Source organism: Pseudoalteromonas sp. SR44-2, assembly GCF_014163745.1.
GTDB lineage: Bacteria > Pseudomonadota > Gammaproteobacteria > Enterobacterales > Alteromonadaceae > Pseudoalteromonas > Pseudoalteromonas distincta.
This window is the reverse complement of the sequence record NZ_JACJDW010000005.1, coordinates 40598-57944: the sequence shown is the minus strand read 5'-3', so window position 1 is coordinate 57944 and position 17347 is coordinate 40598. Positions and strand designations below refer to the sequence as shown.

At 39.5% G+C, this 17347-nt stretch carries 12 protein-coding genes; 11 read left to right on the top strand and 1 reads right to left on the bottom strand.

Annotated features, from left to right (window positions below):
- Nucleotides 1–11 precede the first annotated feature (11 nt).
- The 6 genes from H5115_RS04505 to H5115_RS04480 all read left to right on the top strand — a co-directional run bounded on the left by H5115_RS04505 (nt 12) and on the right by H5115_RS04480 (nt 7920).
- Entirely contained in the window at nt 12–1313 is a 1302-nt protein-coding gene (locus tag H5115_RS04505; RefSeq protein ID WP_182753865.1) for a TolC family outer membrane protein, read from the top strand.
- Nucleotide 1314: 1 nt separating this feature from the next.
- Nucleotides 1315–1893 (top strand): OmpA family protein, encoded by a 579-nt coding sequence (locus tag H5115_RS04500; protein ID WP_182753863.1) that lies wholly within the window; start codon nt 1315–1317, stop codon nt 1891–1893.
- A gap of 128 nt (nt 1894–2021) precedes the next feature.
- Complete coding sequence (locus H5115_RS04495) at nt 2022–2606, top strand: YqaA family protein (protein WP_182753861.1); 585 nt, start codon at nt 2022–2024, stop codon at nt 2604–2606.
- Between the two features lie 98 nt (nt 2607–2704).
- Entirely contained in the window at nt 2705–3610 is a 906-nt protein-coding gene (locus tag H5115_RS04490) for a GGDEF domain-containing protein (RefSeq protein ID WP_182753859.1), read from the top strand.
- 164 nt (nt 3611–3774) lie between these two features.
- A complete protein-coding gene (locus H5115_RS04485) occupies nt 3775–5136 on the top strand; it encodes a hypothetical protein (RefSeq protein WP_182753857.1) in 1362 nt (453 codons plus the stop codon).
- Nucleotides 5137–5262: 126 nt separating this feature from the next.
- Nucleotides 5263–7920: a DUF2339 domain-containing protein gene (locus H5115_RS04480; RefSeq protein ID WP_182753855.1), complete on the top strand. Its 2658-nt coding sequence runs from the start codon at nt 5263–5265 to the stop codon at nt 7918–7920.
- An 88-nt stretch (nt 7921–8008) separates the two neighbouring features.
- Here H5115_RS04480 and H5115_RS04475 read toward each other — a convergent pair whose 3' ends face one another.
- Nucleotides 8009–11449, bottom strand: coding sequence for a PAS-domain containing protein (locus H5115_RS04475; protein WP_182753854.1), 3441 nt, complete (start codon nt 11447–11449; stop codon nt 8009–8011).
- 412 nt (nt 11450–11861) lie between these two features.
- Between H5115_RS04475 and H5115_RS04470 the strand changes: the two genes are divergently transcribed.
- From H5115_RS04470 to H5115_RS04450, 5 genes are all read left to right on the top strand, one after another.
- On the top strand, nt 11862–12125 hold the full coding sequence (locus tag H5115_RS04470; protein WP_002961535.1) for a DUF4212 domain-containing protein: 264 nt from the start codon (nt 11862–11864) through the stop codon (nt 12123–12125).
- 10 nt (nt 12126–12135) lie between these two features.
- On the top strand, nt 12136–13860 hold the full coding sequence (locus tag H5115_RS04465; RefSeq protein ID WP_182672782.1) for a sodium:solute symporter family protein: 1725 nt from the start codon (nt 12136–12138) through the stop codon (nt 13858–13860).
- A 124-nt stretch (nt 13861–13984) separates the two neighbouring features.
- The gene (locus tag H5115_RS04460; protein ID WP_182753852.1) at nt 13985–15823 is read left to right on the top strand and encodes a DUF294 nucleotidyltransferase-like domain-containing protein; all 1839 of its coding nucleotides are present in this window, start codon (nt 13985–13987) and stop codon (nt 15821–15823) included.
- Nucleotides 15824–15838: 15 nt separating this feature from the next.
- The gene (locus H5115_RS04455; protein WP_182673952.1) at nt 15839–16462 is read left to right on the top strand and encodes a 3'-5' exonuclease; all 624 of its coding nucleotides are present in this window, start codon (nt 15839–15841) and stop codon (nt 16460–16462) included.
- A 139-nt stretch (nt 16463–16601) separates the two neighbouring features.
- A complete protein-coding gene (locus tag H5115_RS04450) occupies nt 16602–17336 on the top strand; it encodes an SIMPL domain-containing protein (RefSeq protein ID WP_182753850.1) in 735 nt (244 codons plus the stop codon).
- The last annotated feature ends 11 nt before the right edge of the window (nt 17337–17347 follow it).

Genomic DNA, 17347 nt, shown 5'->3' with positions numbered 1-17347 from the left:
AGGAATATTAAATGCGTACATTAGGACTACTCTCTGTTTTAGCCTTAACCCCAGGATTATCGAATGCGTTAACGCTTGAGCAATCTGTAGCTGAAACATTAAATACGAATCCGAGATTAATGCAGAAATATGCGAGCTTTGAAGCTAAATACCGAGATAAGCGCAGTGCATTTAGTGAGTATTTGCCACAAGTTCGCCTATATGCTGGATACGGATACGAGCGCGTAAATTATAAATCAGGCCGAGAACTTGATAGCGAATTAAATCGTAGAGAAATCGGTTTGAAAATTACACAAATGTTATTTGATGGCTTTAGAACATCATCTGAAGTTGCACGGTTAGACAATGAGGCCAAAGCTGACCAATTAGGCTTAATATCGGCTGCTGAGAATATTAGTTTAGAGGTTGTGCAGGTATATTTAGATTTACTTAAATCAATTGAATTAGTTGAGTTGTCAGAGAAAAATATCAGCATACATAAAAAAATATTGAGTGATATTGAGCAACGACGCCAACGCGGTTTATCGAGTGATGCCGATGTAGCTCAAGTACAGTCTAGACTTGCTACTTCACAATCAGGTTTTTTAGCTGCTAAAAATAATCTTCAAGATATTAAAGCAAATTACTATGATTTAGTGGGCCAGTATCCTAATGATTTAATGATTCCTAAAGTGGATGAAACATATATACCTGCCACTCTAGAAGATGCTATAGCAGTCGCTAAAAAATCTCATCCAGAAATTATGGCTGCTGTTTTTGATATAGAAGCTGCAAATAAACAAATAGAGAGAGAGAAAAGCGGCTATTGGCCAAAACTTAGTTTAGAGTTTGATATAGCTGATAACGATAATATTTCGGGCTCTCCTGGTCGTGATGATAACGGGCGAGTAATGCTTTCTATGAGTTATGATTTATACAACGGTGGTAAAACAAATGCAGACACTGAAGCTGCAAAATGGCGCTACCAAGAAGCCGTAGCAGTTAAAGACACGACTCATCGTCAGGTTGAAGAAGCGACAACCTTTGCGTGGAATGCAAATATGTTTTTAGCTGAGCAAAAAGGCTTTTATGAAGAAAACGTTGGTTATGCTGAAGTTGCTCAAAAAGGTTATGAGCGTCAATTTTCATTAGGACGTCGTTCGTTATTAGATGTACTTGATTCGCAAATTGAGTTATTTACTGCCCGTCGTAACTATATTGAATCGGCTTATGATCAACGCAAAGCAAGCTTTAGGCTTGTAAATGCAACAGGGCGCTTAGTTAGAGCTCTTAGGGTTGATAAACCTGAAGCATGGCTACTAGGAGATAAGTAATATGAAAAGCATTATATTTTTAAGTCTAATATTATTACTGTCTGGCTGTGCTAGTGATGCAAAAAAATATGAGTATCAGGTCCAATCAAAAGATTTATTTGACCAAGACCAAGACGGTGTTATTAACGCAAGAGACAAGTGTGCTGAAACACCGTTAAGAGCTAAAACAAACAATGATGGTTGCCCTAAAGAGCAAAAAATAACAACATCAAGAAACGTTGTTATTGAATTCGGTTATGATAAGTCAACACTAACGGATAATGCGAAAGCTAAAGTAATAAGCTTTGCTAATAGCGTTGCTGATCTACCTGGAATTACTATTTTATTAATTGGTGATACTAGCTCAGAAGGCTCATTAGAATATAACCGTAAGCTTGCTTTAAAACGTGTTGAAACAGTTAAAGCAGCTTTGCTAACGCAAGGTGTTAAAAATATAGAAATAACTGAGCAAACATTTATTGACTCAAAAAACATTCCTAAAGTATTAGCTGGCAGAAAAGCACGAGTTATAGCATTAGTTGATGGAGAAAGCTCTATTGAAATGGAAAAGCAGTTTGATTTATATAACGCAGGTTTTTAAATAATTATATAAAAACAGTTTTAAAAGCCCGTTTTATACGGGCTTTTTTACTGCTTAAGCTTATATTAACGTGGATGTGTCAAAATAAATTAATCACTTCATTTTTGGCAATATAAAAGGAAGTTTATATGGCAATTCAAAAAAAGTTAAAAGAAAAAACGCGTAATTTTATTGACTCTAAGCATATGCTTAGCGGTATTACAGTGGCGTCGTTTTTAGAGTCAACCATAGTTCCTATTCCACTTGAAGCAGTGCTTGTGCCTCTTATGCAAGCTCGTCGAGAAAAGCTATGGCTTATAGCATTAATGGCGACCTTGGGCTGTGTAGTGGGCGCATTGTTTGGTTATGCATTGGGTTACTATTTATTTGATGCAGTCGGCGATTGGATTATTAATACACTTTCGAGCCCTGAGCAATTTGAAAACGTTAAACAAAAAATGCAAAATCAAGGTTTTTGGTTTGTAATAACACTGGGCATTGTGCCCATTCCGTTTCAAATAGCGATGCTTGCAGCGGGCGCGACTAAGTACTCTATTTGGCTATTTTTATTAGCCTCGGGTATTGCGCGGTCTATTCGTTACTTTGGTTTGGCTATTATTGTTTATTATGCCGGTAATGAAGCTGAGCGAATCATTAGTAAACATAAAACTAAGGCAATGATTGGCATTACTATTTTAGTTTTGGGGTTGTGGGGACTTAGTACCGTAGTTTAAGTTTAAATTTGGGAGTTATTACGGGTTTCATCTTCGTGGTGGTTTTTATTATTGTGCTATAGTTTTCAAATGAAGTACTGAAAAACCTAGCAATTAATATGATTGAAACAGTAAAACTTACCGTTAAACTTTCTAACTTTTATAAAATGCCTTTGATCAATAAAGTTTTAAGTTTAGCTTTATTGATCTATATTGCTATTTTTTCAGCCTACTCCTTAACGAACTTTCCTCCCTTACAAGTTCAAAACAATGTGTACGGTTTTACTACCGATTTTATTAATTTAATTGTCATTATATTTCTGTTTTGGATGGTTCAATGCTCTGAGCTATCTAAACAGGCATATATTTTTTCAAGTTTCGGTTTATTACTATGGAGCATTGGCACCACGGCAGATGTGCTTGATGAGTTAGTTGTACAGCCTTACTGGGTAAGTGTTTATTTTGAAGACTTATGTAGAACCAGCGGCATGCTTTTAACTTCTTATGGTTTATTTAAAACTATGCGCTTTGTACAAAGTATTAATAATAGGTTAGCCGCAGAGTTAATAATAGATGACTTAACTAAAGTGCATAATAGGCGCTATTTTTATCGACATGTTAAAAGTGCAAACATTGTATCTTATGTTATTTTAATTATTGATATAGACCATTTTAAGTATATTAATGATGAGTTTGGCCATGATGTGGGCGACTTAATTCTTCAGCAGTTAGCAACTACATACAATAATGCATTTGAAGGAAACGCGCAGTTTGCTCGCTTGGGCGGTGAGGAGTTTGGAGGTTATTTACCAACAAGTAATATAGAGCAAGTTAGTGAGTTTTGTCAGCAATTAATAGACCTTGCGCACACTATCAATGTTAAAAATACGCGCCATTTAACAGTAAGTATTGGCGTAGCAAAACAAACCCCTAACGAGCCCCTCGATAAAGTCATGAAGCGTGCCGATCAAGCCCTATACGTAGCTAAAAAAACAGGTCGGGATCGTTTTGAAGTTGCCCCGTAAGCGTTTTTAATTATATAAAAACACGTCCTTATTGTTTGCACATTTACTACACTTTTTAACGTTTTCGTAAGGAAGTGTCAGTGAGGGTAATGCTTTGTAAATCATGAAATTAAAATAGAATGTTTGGGTCATAATGGGGATATTAATAATAAGGAATAACCTTAATGACCAACTCCCTTTTAAAAGCTGCATTACCCTTAAGTCTAATTACTATTTTGTCGGGCTGCGGCTCTGACGATAGCTCAAGCTCTACAGGTTACATCCAATTGTATAACGGCTCTTACAATAGCCCATATACACGTTTGTTTGTTGAAGAAACAGAGCGCTCAGGCGCTGATTTTGCTGATGTAACTACTCGCCATAACTACAGCACAAGTACTTATGATGTAAGTTTTGAGTATCTAGATGCTAACGACAGCTATATAACAATTAGCGATCAAGAAATTTCTATTAAGGGTGACAAAACACAGTTAATAGTAATGAGTGGTAACTTTGATGAGCCTACATTTACAGAGCTTAGCGTACCTATTACAAGCGATACGGGTGAGTTTAACTTAGGGTTTTATAATATTGCAGGAGAGGACACTAACTACGATATTTACTTAGCAACTGATGATGGTGTATTTGAAAGCGCGACACTTTTCTCATCAGCTCAATATTTAAGTGAGTTAGATCTGCAAAGCGTTGATGAAGGTTATTACACTATTTACATAACAGAAGCGGGCAGCAGTGATGTTGTGTACGAGTCGTCATCTGTTTATTTATACGACGAAGCAAGCTATGTAGCAATGATCCGCCCAAGTTATGCAACGGAAGAAGGCGGTATTACGCTTGATGTAGTAACCGATAATAACTACGTTACTGAGCTTAAACACCAATCTGCCTTGGGGCAATTACGCTTTATAAATACAGTTGATGATTATTCGCCAGTGAGCTTTAGTACTACACGCGGTACAACTGTTAACAATACAAATACCGTGGCAAGCGATACGTATACTGATTACGTTGAGCTTTCGCCTAATAGTTACAGCGTGGCGATGTACGACGAAGAAGGGACAAAACTAGCTGATAACTTTTTAATGACGCTAGAGCGTGAGCAAAGTGCGGTGGGTATTTTTTATAACGACGTTGATAACGGTTTGCGTATGATGAGCGTTGAAGAAAGCCTAACACCAAGTAGTTACAGCCACACGGTATCGGTTGTAAACCTAATTGAAAGCTACGCAGGGCAGTCGGTTTCAGATGTTGATGTGTACTTTACACTTAATGGCGAAACAGTAGACGATACAACTAACGTGGTTGACGGGCTTGATAAGTATGACCAAGAAGAGCAGGTTGTAGATAACGAAATTTACACGGTTTATGTTGTATATGAAGACAACGGCCAGCAAATTGTGCTTATTCAACAAAGCGATATGGACTTTACACAAGAGGGTAACTACATATTGATTTTAGAGCATGATGAAACAACAAGCTCAGGTTATAAGATGACCCTAGAGCGCACTATTACCGATAGTGTTGAATAAACCTAAGCATATTAAGTAGCATAAAGCCTAAGCACTTTAAGTACTTAGGCTTTTTTGTTGAACAAAATTTACCTACTCATTAATAATTAGGTACACTCAGGGCATAATAATTAATAAGAGTGTGCCATGGATGATTTAGTTGGGTTAGCCGTCATAGTAATACTGGTTGTAGTTGCCGGTGCTATTTGCGGCTTAATAGCGCTAGTGCAGTTAAATGGATTAAAACAAGAAGTTGCTGTTTTAAGGGCCAAAATAACACATCTACAAACACATAAATCGATATCGCAAAGTGAACCTCAAAGTGAAGCATCTACGGCTCAGGCAGCGCTTTCAAGATCAGAGCCTATTGCTCATAAAGCACAGCCAAACTTAACGTCCCAAAACGCGTCGCCACCTGTAATAAATCAGCCATCAGCGCCTCCTAAAAAAGCCAAACCAGCTGAAACATCAGCCATAGAATTGCTATTTAATAAATTACGCGCAGGGTTTGAAGAGAACTGGATGACCTGGATAGGCGCAATAGCGCTTGCGTTTGGGGGCATATTTTTAGCTAAATACAGCCTAGAAGCTGGATTATTATCGCCTGTAATGAGGTTGAGTTTAGGTGGCTTATTTGGGCTTGGCCTAATTGCAGCCGCAGCTTATTTACACCATAAACGCATTGTATTTGAAGGCTTTAATAATTACATACCCGCAGCGCTTGCAAGCGGCGGGTTTATTACCTGTTTTGCTTTAACGCTTTTAGCTTACAGCAGTTACGACATGCTGAGCCCTACCGTGGCATTTTTTGCGTTAGCTATTATAGCAATTAGTGCAAGCGCGATGGCGCTTAGGTTAGGCCCGCTATTGGCCGTGCTTGGTATTATTGGCGCTTACAGCGTACCAATATGGGTTAGCACTGGCAGTGGTAACTTATTTGCGCTGTTAATGTATATTGGCTTTGTAAGTTTGTCGGCTGCGTTAGTTGCACATAAAGTACAGCGAGCTTGGTTGTGGTATTTACTATGGGCTGGGCACATTGGCTGGTATTTAGTTGGTTTTACGCTACTTAAAGCTAATACCGTTTGGTTAATGGGGGCACTTGCTTTACTTAGTATTGTAGGGTTAATTGCTATACCGCGCTTAGGTCTAAAACTTAATGTTATTGAACATCGCCCGCACAGTTTAAAAAGTTTACTTAAAGTGCTTCCAGATCATGCATTACTACTCGCTTTTATAGCGCCCTTAATATTTACTATGCTAATAAGTCACTTTGATATGCAGTGGCAAACAATCGGTGTGTTGAGTATTGTATTGGTGTTGTTTTTAGTCCTTAAAAATAGCCGTTGGGATATTTGGCAGGGCGTAGCGTTAGTTATTTCAACGCTATTAGTATTAGGCGCTCAGCGCACGCATCTTTCGCCAAACCTATTTGATGACGCCCTCTTTATATTCAAAAATGAATACGGTTTGGGTTTATTACTCGGATTGTTACTTACGGGATACGGGCTTTATTACGGTAAAAAACAGAGTAAGCGTTTGGCATTTCATGTAACGGGGGCGTTTAGTGTATTTGTAATAATAGCTACTTTATATACGCTTATTCCTAATTCTGCGTTAAGTACTGCATATCCACTTTGGGCCGTTGTATTGTTTGTAGTGGCCGCTATTTTAATAAAGTGTGCGCAGCATCTCGCGCAACATAGCACAACGCTATTTCAGCGTTTTACTTATTGGGTAGGCGCTAATGCCAATATTACGTTAGCAATTACCATGCTACTAAGTGACAGCGGCCTAACCATTGCACTTGCTGTACAAGTATTACTTATAAGCGTACTTATTAAACGCTATAGCGTGCCTATGCCGCATTGGCCTATAAAAGCCTTGGTTGCTGCGTTATTAATGCGCTTAACGCTTGCGCCTTGGACGCCAAGTTACGATGCACTTACGGTATTTGGTTTGCATTGGAGTATTGTGGTTTATCCGATATGTATTGCGTTATTTTTTGCCGCAGCTAAGTGCTTTGACTCATCAAAACTAAAAATATGGCTCGAAGGTGCAGCCCTTCATTGTTTAGCGCTTTTTATTACTACCGAAACAAGTTATCAGTTAGTAGGGCATTATCCGCAATTTGATTCACTTAACTTTTACGAACAAATACTCCTTACTTGTAACTGGCTGGCTTTAGGGTGTGTGTATTTACACAGAGCAAAACTTGCTGGTACTTTAGCTAAGTTATACCAAGTGGCGGGTTTTGCACTTGCTGGGTTAGCAGGGCTTTTTGCTATTAAAACACTGCTTGACGATAACCCATTATTTGAATCACTTTACATAGGTGAGCTGCCAATATTTAACTGGTTATTACTATTGTGGTTAGTACCTGCAGGATTAACGTTTTGGCTGGCCAAGCTTGTAAAACCAATAAATGCTAAAGCTACGCCATTTATATTGGCCGTTGCAGGTGGCTTTATATTATTGGCAATAAACAGCTTTATTCGTCAGTACTGGCAAGGTCCTTACATTTACTTATCAAAAGGGGCGAGCAATGCAGAGCTCTATAGCTACTCTGTTATTTGGTTAGTATTGGGTGCGGGTACTGTTATTTTTGGTCATTTAAAAAATCAATTATTAATACAAAAAGTAGGCCTAGGCATACTAGCTGCAGTTATTGTTAAAGTGTTTTTAATTGATATGGCTAACTTGGAGGGCTTACTTAAAGCGCTTTCGTTTATTGGTTTAGGGCTTTCGTTAGTGGGGTTAAGTTGGTTGTTTCAAAAGCTTCGAAGCCGCTCAAAAGACATATAAAATATACGGACACTTTATAAAGCAAAGCCCAGTAAACATACTGGGCTTTTTGTTTATTTAGCTAAGGCTAGGTAACTAAAGTACAAAATTAAGTACTGTGATTAAGCAGTGCTTTTAGTTTGCCCGGTTTTATTGGTTTACTTAAATAATGAATATTAGCGGCTTTGGTTTCTTGTTTAAGCTCTGTGTCGCGCACTGCGGTAATTAAAATAGCAGGGACTTGGCTTTGCCAAATTTCGCGCAGGGTTTTAATGAGCGTTATCCCATCGCAGTCATTGCCTAATTGGTAGTCCATTAAAATAACATCGGGTGAAGCGTTTTGCTTAGCGTGCGCCAGTACATTATCTACGTTATCAAAAAGGGTGTAATTAGCTTGCCACTTTTTAAGTAAGCTTGCCATTGCTGCTAAATTTTCAGGGTCGTCGTCTACGGCAACAATATTAATTGCTGCGCGGTTTTCTATTAGGCTGCTAGCGGTTGGTTTTTGTTGCACAAACTGCTCTTCGCCATAAGGCACCTCAATGCTAAAACGGCTACCTTTATTTGGCTCAGAATGCACATCAAGAGGCAAACTTAGTAAGTCAGCCATACGTTTTACTACACCGAGGCCTAAGCCTACGCCTTTGTTGTCGCCCGACTCAACACGGTAAAAGTCGTTAAATATTTTAGCTTGCTCTACTTCGCTAATACCTGGGCCTGTATCCCATACTTCTATTCGTAAATTATGCTTTCGGTTCCTGCAGGCAATTAATACACGGCCATTATCGGTGTATTTAACTGCATTAGAGACCAAGTTTTGAATAATTCGGCGCAAATAGGTTATATCGCTGTGCACAATTTGCTGGTTTGAACGCACACTAAGCTTAAGGCCTTTATCACTTGATAAAATAGCGTATTCACTTTGCAGTGGGGCTAAAATATCTTCAATATAAAAGTGGCGAGGGGTAGGGGTCATAGCGCCTTGCTCAAGCTTAGCTATTTCAAGCAATGCCGACATTAAATGTACGGTTGAATCGAGACTGTCGCCTAATTTTTCAAAGCTGTTTTGGTTAGTGCTGTCGAGCTGTTTTTCGTCAATGGCGGCAAGGTATAAACGTGCTGCATTTAATGGCTGTAAAATGTCGTGGCTCGCCAGTGCTAAAAAGCGCGTTTTACTGTCGTTGGCTTGCTCTGCTTCTCGTTTAGCTAAAGTAAGTGCTTGCTCGGTTTGTACACGACTATCTATTTGAGCTTGTAAGTCTTTATTAATAGTTTGTACTTCTTGAGTACGTGCTTCTATGCGGTTTTCAAGATCCATGTTTACTTCTTCAAGCGCATTTTGCGTACTTATGTGGTTTGTAATATCTGAAAAGCTGGTAACAAATCCGCCATCGGGCAGCGGATTACCAATCATTTCGTATACTTGGCCATTACGACGGTGGCGAATAAAATGATGCGAGCTGCCATATTTTAAATGCTGTACACGTTTTTCTACTTGGCGTTCTATTTCACCGGGGCCACATTCACCACGGTTAGCGTTGTATCTAATAATGTCTTCTATGGGTTGGCCTACTTCTAAAAAGCCTTCAGGGTAGCCAAACATTTCATTGTAGCGTTTGTTCCATGCAACGAGTTTTAAATCTTTATCAACAACTGAAATACCGTGGCTTAAATTTTCGAGTGAGGTAAATAACAGGTTTTGATTAAATTGCAGCGCTTGTGTGGTTTCGTCAAAAAAGTTTACTACTTCTTCAAACGCCATACGTTTACCCGACGATACCGTATGTATTAATGCTTGCGCTGACGATGCACCAAGCACGCCCGTTAATGCGCGTTCGCAGTAAGCTATAAATTCAGGCTCTGGGTGTGCGTTGTTATCGCTTAAATGATGGGCGAGTGCGTAATGGGCCAACACTTGTTGGCTGCGCTGAATACCTAGAAATGTTTGCAGTAGTATTTTAAAGTCGTAAACGGTGGCTTTTACGTCTTTATTTAAGCGCCTTGATAAAATAGCCTGATCTTTAGGGTTAACAAAAGCAGCGGCCTGAATTTTATCAATTAAGCGTTCCTCAGCCCCAAGTGAAAAACTAATATAACAACCAATATTGGCAAACAAAGCTATTAAGGTTCCACGCGTGATAAGTGTTTGTTGTAGCTCGCTATCAAGGGTTGTGCCGGCATCGAGTATTGGCAGCATTAGAAATAGTATCCAGCAAATAAAGCCAGCCACTAAACCTGCATAAACCCCATAAGCATGACCTTTTCGCCAATATAAACCACCCACAATAGAGGGCAGTAATTGTGTAACAAGTGAAAAAGCCACCAAGCCCATACTTGCCAGTGCACTGCTGTGGCCAAACCATTGTTGATAGAAATAAGCCAAAATTAATATTCCCGCAATAGCAAAGCGCCTTACTAGTAAAATACGAGACTTATAACTGCTGGTAATTAAGTTACGTTTAAACTTTCTACGCAGCATTAACGGCAGTACCACATCGTTTGAAATCATCGTGCTTAATGTAAGCGTTGCTACCACTATCATTGCGGTGGCGGCCGATAGTCCACCTATAAATACAAAGGTGGTTAAAAAAGCGTTGTCGTTAATTAGCGGTAGCGCCAGTACAAAGCTGTCGGGTGAATAGCCGCTGCCAATTTCAGGATGAATGGCCGCAGTCGCGATAGGTAAAATCATTGCGGCTGTTAGTAGTAAATACAGCGGAAAAGCCCAGCGAGCGGTAAGTAAGTGGCGTTTATTTTGGTTGTCGACCACGGTTACATGAAACTGGCGAGGCAAACATATAATAGCCGCTGCAGCCATTAAAGACTGGCCAATAAAGTTAAAGCTAAAAAAGTTAAAATCGCTCCAGTGACCCCAAATAGACTCAGTTACTTTGTTCGTGGTGGCTTCAGGTAAATTAAAAAGTGTAAATACTGCAAGCCCCGCAACGGCAATAAGAGCAATAAGTTTGATCATAGATTCAAATGCAACAGCGAGCATTAAGCCAGAGCGATATTCAGTTACATCAACTTTGCGAGTACCAAAAAATATAGCAAATAAAGCCATAATTAGTGTGGCAGAAAGCGCGAGCATATCGCCGGATATTTTATTACTGTTTTGCAAAAGTAAAAAGCTTGTACTAAGCGCTTTTAATTGCAGTGCAATGTAGGGAATGGTTGCCAGTAATGCGATTACAGTAACCATTATTGCTGTAGTTTGACGTTTGCCGTAACGAGCTGAAATAAAGTCAGCAATAGTCGTTATATTTTGTTTTTTACTTACCAGTACCAGCTTACGTAAAAATCCTTGGCCGAATAAAAACAGCAGCGCAGGGCCTAATAATATTGGCAAGTAACTCCAACTGCTGGTGGCGGCTGTTCCCACGGAACCGTAATAAGTCCAAGAGGTACAGTAAATCCCAAGTGAGAGTGAATACACAAAAGGGTGATGGCTAATACGCTTTGCCAAAGGGGTTGTTTTATCGCCCCAATTGGCGAGCCAAAACAGCACACCTATATAACTTAAAGCAACAATAATGAGTACGGCAGTCATGTTGTTATTAAACCTTATTATTTTAAATAGTTCCTCAACCCTATGAGGAATTAACACAATACCAGAACTCCTAGCGAGTGTGCGTGCAGATTTTTATTTATAAATGGCATTTATTTTTTAAGTTTATGAATTTAAAGGTTTAAATTTAAATTTGTAATTGTATTAGACTAATGTCGCAGTATTAACTAATTTGTAATATTTTCTGTATTTTAAATATCCATACATAATTAACTTTATGTAATTAAAGGGTTTTTGATGTTTTAAATAAAACCCAATCTGCAGTTTACGTAAACGTTAACAAGCTGTTACGACTATGGTCTCAATTCAATATTTAACCAGCGTTGCTAAATTGGTAAGCGAAGATAAAAAACCACTCATCGCGATATTGCGGTGCTTAAAGGGGAAAACAAAAATGGCTTTTAAAGATGAAGAACAAGCAAAAGCTTATTGGGCAGAAAACATTTCGCTGTTATTTAAACTGTTAGCAGTGTGGTTTGTCGTGTCTTTTGGCTTTGGCATATTACTGGTTGATGTACTTAATGAAGTACGTTTTTTTGGGTTTAAACTTGGCTTCTGGTTCGCCCAGCAAGGCGCGATTTATACCTTTGTTGCTTTGATTTTTGTGTACGTTTTCAAAATGAATACGTTAGATAAAAAATACGGCGTAGACGAATAGGAGCTAAGCAATGGATGTTCAAACACTCACGTTTTTAATTGTTGGTTTAAGCTTTGCGCTTTATATCGGCATAGCAATATGGGCCCGAGCGGGTTCAACCAAAGAGTTTTATGTAGCGGGCGGCGGCGTACCTCCTCTTGCTAATGGTATGGCAACAGCTGCCGATTGGATGAGCGCCGCGTCGTTTATTTCAATGGCGGGTATTATTTCGTTTGCAGGTTACGATGGCAGTGTTTACTTAATGGGGTGGACAGGTGGTTATGTACTATTAGCCATGTGTTTAGCGCCTTACTTACGTAAATTCGGCAAGTTTACTGTGCCAGACTTTATTGGCGACCGTTACTATTCACGTACCGCGCGTTTAGTTGCTATTTTTTGTGCCATATTTATTTGTTTCACTTATATAGCAGGGCAAATGCGTGGCGTAGGCGTGGTATTTTCACGCTTTTTAGAAGTAGAAATTGAAACCGGTGTTTACATTGGTATGGTGATTGTATTCTTTTATGCGGTACTTGGCGGCATGAAAGGCATTACCTACACACAAGTAGCGCAGTATTGTGTACTTGTATTTGCATACCTTGTACCAGCCATTTTTATCTCGATGATGATGACGGGTCATTTCTTCCCACAAACCGGTTTTGGTGCCACATTAATTGGCAGCGATGGCGTGTACGTACTTGATAAACTAGACGGCTTAAGCGCTGAACTTGGTTTTGCGCAATATACCGAAGGCTCTAAGAGCATGATTGACGTATTCGCTATTACGGGTGCGTTAATGGTAGGTACTGCTGGTTTACCACATGTAATTGTACGCTTTTTCACTGTACCTCGCGTAAAAGACACGCGTATTTCTGCAGCATGGACACTTGTGTTCATCGCGATTGTTTATACTACAGCACCTGCGGTTGCAGCCTTTGCTCGCGTAAACATGGTTGATACTATTAATGGTAAAGACGGTAGCGGTACAGCTTACGCAGAAGCACCAGGATGGATTAAAAACTGGGAACGCACAGGTTTAATTACATTTGATGATAAAAACGGCGATGGCAAAATGTTCTACACGGCGGGTAAAATCACCGATCCGAACAGTGCTAACGAAGTAAATGTAGACCGCGACATTATGGTATTAGCAAATCCAGAAATTGCTAATTTACCAGCATGGGTAATCGCACTTGTAGCTGCCGGTGGTATTGCCGCTGCATTGTCTACAACAGCAGGTTTACTACTGGTTATTTCGACCTCCGTTTCGCACGATTTACTCAAGCGAACCCTCAAGCCCGATATTACCGACAAGCAAGAGTTACTTGCAGCGAGGTTGGCAGCCATGGTCGCTATTGTTATCTCCGCGTACTTTGGTATTAACCCACCTGGATTTGTGGCATCGGTAGTGGCATTTGCATTCGGCTTGGCGGCAGCGAGTTTCTTCCCAGCAATTATTATGGGTATATTCTCTAAAACAATGAACCGAGAGGGCGCAATTGCAGGCATGGTAACGGGTATTGGCTTTACCGCTGCTTATATTATCTTCTTCAAGTTTGTAAGCCCTGAGCTTAACAATCCTGAACATTGGTTTTTAGGTATTTCGCCTGAAGGTATTGGCTTGGTGGGTATGATTATTAACTTTGCAGTAGCTGCAGTTGTTCTTAAATTTACTCAAGCTACACCTATTGAAATTCAAGAAATGGTAGAAGGTATTCGTAACCCTAAAGGGTCAGCTGAAGCGCACGATCACTAGGCAACATTTATAGGTATAGTTTACAAAATATAAAGCACCCAAAGCCCGACTTTAGTCGGGCTTTTTATTTGTTTAATAAATAAGTACATTAGATTGGTACATCACCATTTAAAGAGCGAATACAATGAGTGTAGAACAACAAGAAATAGCCCAATACGTTTGTTTGCAAGCGCCTTTTACTATGCTTGATAGCAGCGCATGCGAATACTTTGTAAATCATCTTGATATTATTTACCTTACCCGCGAAAACCAGACTCAGTGGTTACAAAGTGAAAACCCTAAACTATTTTTAATTCGCTCTGGTTTGTACGACCTAGTTGATGGCAAGGGCGATGTTGTTACGCGCTTAGCGCAAGGTGACTATTTTGGTTTTCCGTCGCTGTTAACCGGTGAGGCAATTCAAAATAGGTTAGAAGTACAAAAAGAGGGCATAGTGTATATGCTCTCTCAAACGCATTTTGATTTTTTACGCAGAGAATATAAATCGTTTGAGCAATACTTTGTACGCGCTCATGCTAACCGGTTGTTGTCATCGCATTATAAAAGTAAAAACGATAGCTGGTCGGAACGTAAAATATCAGAGCTGATGACGCGCACAGCAATTACGCTTATGCCCGATGCAAGTATTAGGCAAAGCGCTAAAAAAATGAAAGAGCATGGTGTGTCGTCAATAATGATAACGCAGCACGCGCACTTAGTAGGGGTGGTAACCGACCGCGACTTACGCAACCGAGTACTTGCCGACGAGGTAGATCCACAAGACGCAGTAAGCAGTATTATGACCGCCAAACCTAAGTTTATATTTGAAAATAACCGAGTGTTTTCAGCGCTGCACTTAATGCTTAAATACAATATTCACCATTTGCCCGTGCTTGACGAAAACCATAACCCGATAGGGATGATAACCAGCACCGATTTACTACGCCAACAAAAAAGCGACCCCGTACAGCTTATTGGGCGCATATATAAAGCGCATACTGTTACTGATTTAAAACGCTACGCAAAAGAAATCCCTGAACTTTTGCGTGGTTTTTCGTACAACATTGACGACATATCGCTAATTGGTAAATTACTCAGTGGTTTAACCGATGCGCTTACATCGCGCCTGATTCACTTATTTCAAGAAGAGCATGGCGCAGCGCCAACCAGCTTTAGTTTTATTTGCTTTGGCTCGCAAGCACGCGAAGAACAAACCCTGCATTCAGATCAAGATAACGGCTTATTACTCCCTAACGACTTAACCACCGAACAACACGCTTACTTTAAAAGTATGGGAGAGTTTGTATGTGAAAACTTAGTTGAGTGCGGCATTAGGCGTTGCCCAGGTAATATTATGGCAAGCAGCGATGAGTGCCGTATGAGCGTAAACGACTGGAGCGAGCGCTTTTTTAAATGGATAAAAAGCCCTACTCCAAATGCAATGCTTAACTGTAAGATATTTTTTGACCTGCGATTTATTGAAGGTTCAAACGCTTTATACACGGCTTTTTGCGAGCAACTAATTCGTATATCGCGTAACGACTTATTCTATGCCGCAATGGCAACCGACATAAGCAGCAACAGCGTGCCAATTGGTTTATTTAATAAATTTAAAACAGAAAAAACAGATCAAAATAATAAATACATAGATTTAAAAAAACGCGGTGTAGTAATTATAAATGACATAGTGCGGTTATACGCTTTAAAAGCGGGTATTAGGCGCGCCAACACGCAAGAGCGGTTGGACGCACTACTAAAACATAAACTGATCAGCAAAGAAGATATATACAACCTAAAAGACTGCTGGCGGTTCTTAACGCAGTTGCGCTTGAGTACACAAATAAACGAAGAGGGCTTACCGAGTAATTGTATTAATCCTAATAAATTAAACTCACTAGAGCGCCATCAGCTAAAAGAAGCGTTTTACCTTGTTAAACAAGCGCAGCAAGCCGCCGCGTTTAAGTTTGCTCGTGGCAGTTTATAATGATGGATTACTAACATGGTAAAAAAGCTGCTCACTCGGTATTTAAAGCGCCGTAAATTACTAGGTAAAAATGCCTTACAACAACGTTACTTAGTGATTGATTTAGAGCTCACTGGGCTTGATGCAAAACAGCACGAAATTGTATCGGTAGCGTGGGTGATAATAGATAACCAATGTATAAAAATGAGCGAGTCGCAGCACCTTATAAATAAAAACGTAAAAAGCCTTGAGCAAAGCCCTGTTTTTCATGGGATTAGCGACGATGCTATAACAAAAGGACAGAGCTTGTGCAGTATATTAACGCAACTAAGCAGCCACTTTAGTGATTGTATTCTAGTGTTTCATAATGCCATGCTCGATTGGGGGTTTTTAAAAATAGCGCTTAAAAATGCCAATATAACTATACGTCCTAAACTTATAATCGACACACTCCATATTGAACAAAAGCGCTTACTCCATCATTCAACTGAAATAAAACAAGATGATTTAACCCTTAATGCTTGCCGCACACGTTATGAGCTACCAGGCTATCATTGCCACCACGCATTAACCGATGCACAAGCGACCGCCGAGTTACTGCTAGCCCAGTGCCATCAAATAAGCCGCGGCAAAGAGTTAAAAGTAGGCGAGTTGACGTAGGTTGGCTGTAGGCGGGGCTTTATGCCGCGCGAGATAAACTCCCGCCTACAATAAAGAGCAGTTTACTTTTATTGTTATCCGTATGACTATAAGTACGGTTACATAATCATTATTTAACTAATTACCTCAAGGAACGAATATGAAACTCATCACTACTATTTTTCTAACATTATTCCCACTTATCACTTTTGCTAATTCAAGCTTACCTGCTAATCGCCATATTGCAGTGCAGGGTACTGCTGAGGTATTAGCAAAGCCCGATATGGCTAAGATTTCTTTTGAAGTAATAAGCTTTAAAGACAAATCACTTGATGCTAAACGTGATGTTGATGACCGAGTAAATTTGTTACTTAAAGGTTTAAGCAAGTATGGTGTTAAGGAGACTGATGTTTCTGCTACAAGCCTGTTAACTCATAATGATGACGATATGTTTAATGTCGAGAGCGGTACAGCAATTAATGCAGGATATGTAGCAACACGAACACTTAAAGTAACATTAAGAAATATTGAAAAAGTGAATGATTTTATCGATTTTGCACTAAGTGTAAAAATTAATGAACTGACGAATATTGAGCTTATGTCTTCAAAAGCCTCGCAGTTAGAAGCTGAAGCAACACAAGGCGCAATAGATAACGCTATAGTTAAAGGGGGTAAGCTTGCCAAAGCATTTGGCGCAGAGATTGGAAAAATTTACAGTATTAATTCAAATTCTAACCGTTCAAGTTATGGTTATGGCGTAGATGATTTTGAGAGAATAGTTGTGACCGGCTCTAAAGTTACTAGAAATCCATTCGAGCAAGGCAGTTATTTACAAGAAACTATTACATTTAAATCATCAATAAACGTGGTGTTTGATTTAGAGGTAAATGATTAAGTTAAAATTTT

Coding starts and splice junctions, on each gene's coding strand:
- H5115_RS04505 (WP_182753865.1), top strand. CDS start 12: ATGCGTACATTAGGACTACTCTCTGTTTTAGCCTTAACCCCAGGATTA.
- H5115_RS04500 (WP_182753863.1), top strand. CDS start 1,315: ATGAAAAGCATTATATTTTTAAGTCTAATATTATTACTGTCTGGCTGT.
- H5115_RS04495 (WP_182753861.1), top strand. CDS start 2,022: ATGGCAATTCAAAAAAAGTTAAAAGAAAAAACGCGTAATTTTATTGAC.
- H5115_RS04490 (WP_182753859.1), top strand. CDS start 2,705: ATGATTGAAACAGTAAAACTTACCGTTAAACTTTCTAACTTTTATAAA.
- H5115_RS04485 (WP_182753857.1), top strand. CDS start 3,775: ATGACCAACTCCCTTTTAAAAGCTGCATTACCCTTAAGTCTAATTACT.
- H5115_RS04480 (WP_182753855.1), top strand. CDS start 5,263: ATGGATGATTTAGTTGGGTTAGCCGTCATAGTAATACTGGTTGTAGTT.
- H5115_RS04475 (WP_182753854.1), bottom strand. CDS start 11,449: ATGACTGCCGTACTCATTATTGTTGCTTTAAGTTATATAGGTGTGCTG.
- H5115_RS04470 (WP_002961535.1), top strand. CDS start 11,862: ATGGCTTTTAAAGATGAAGAACAAGCAAAAGCTTATTGGGCAGAAAAC.
- H5115_RS04465 (WP_182672782.1), top strand. CDS start 12,136: ATGGATGTTCAAACACTCACGTTTTTAATTGTTGGTTTAAGCTTTGCG.
- H5115_RS04460 (WP_182753852.1), top strand. CDS start 13,985: ATGAGTGTAGAACAACAAGAAATAGCCCAATACGTTTGTTTGCAAGCG.
- H5115_RS04455 (WP_182673952.1), top strand. CDS start 15,839: ATGGTAAAAAAGCTGCTCACTCGGTATTTAAAGCGCCGTAAATTACTA.
- H5115_RS04450 (WP_182753850.1), top strand. CDS start 16,602: ATGAAACTCATCACTACTATTTTTCTAACATTATTCCCACTTATCACT.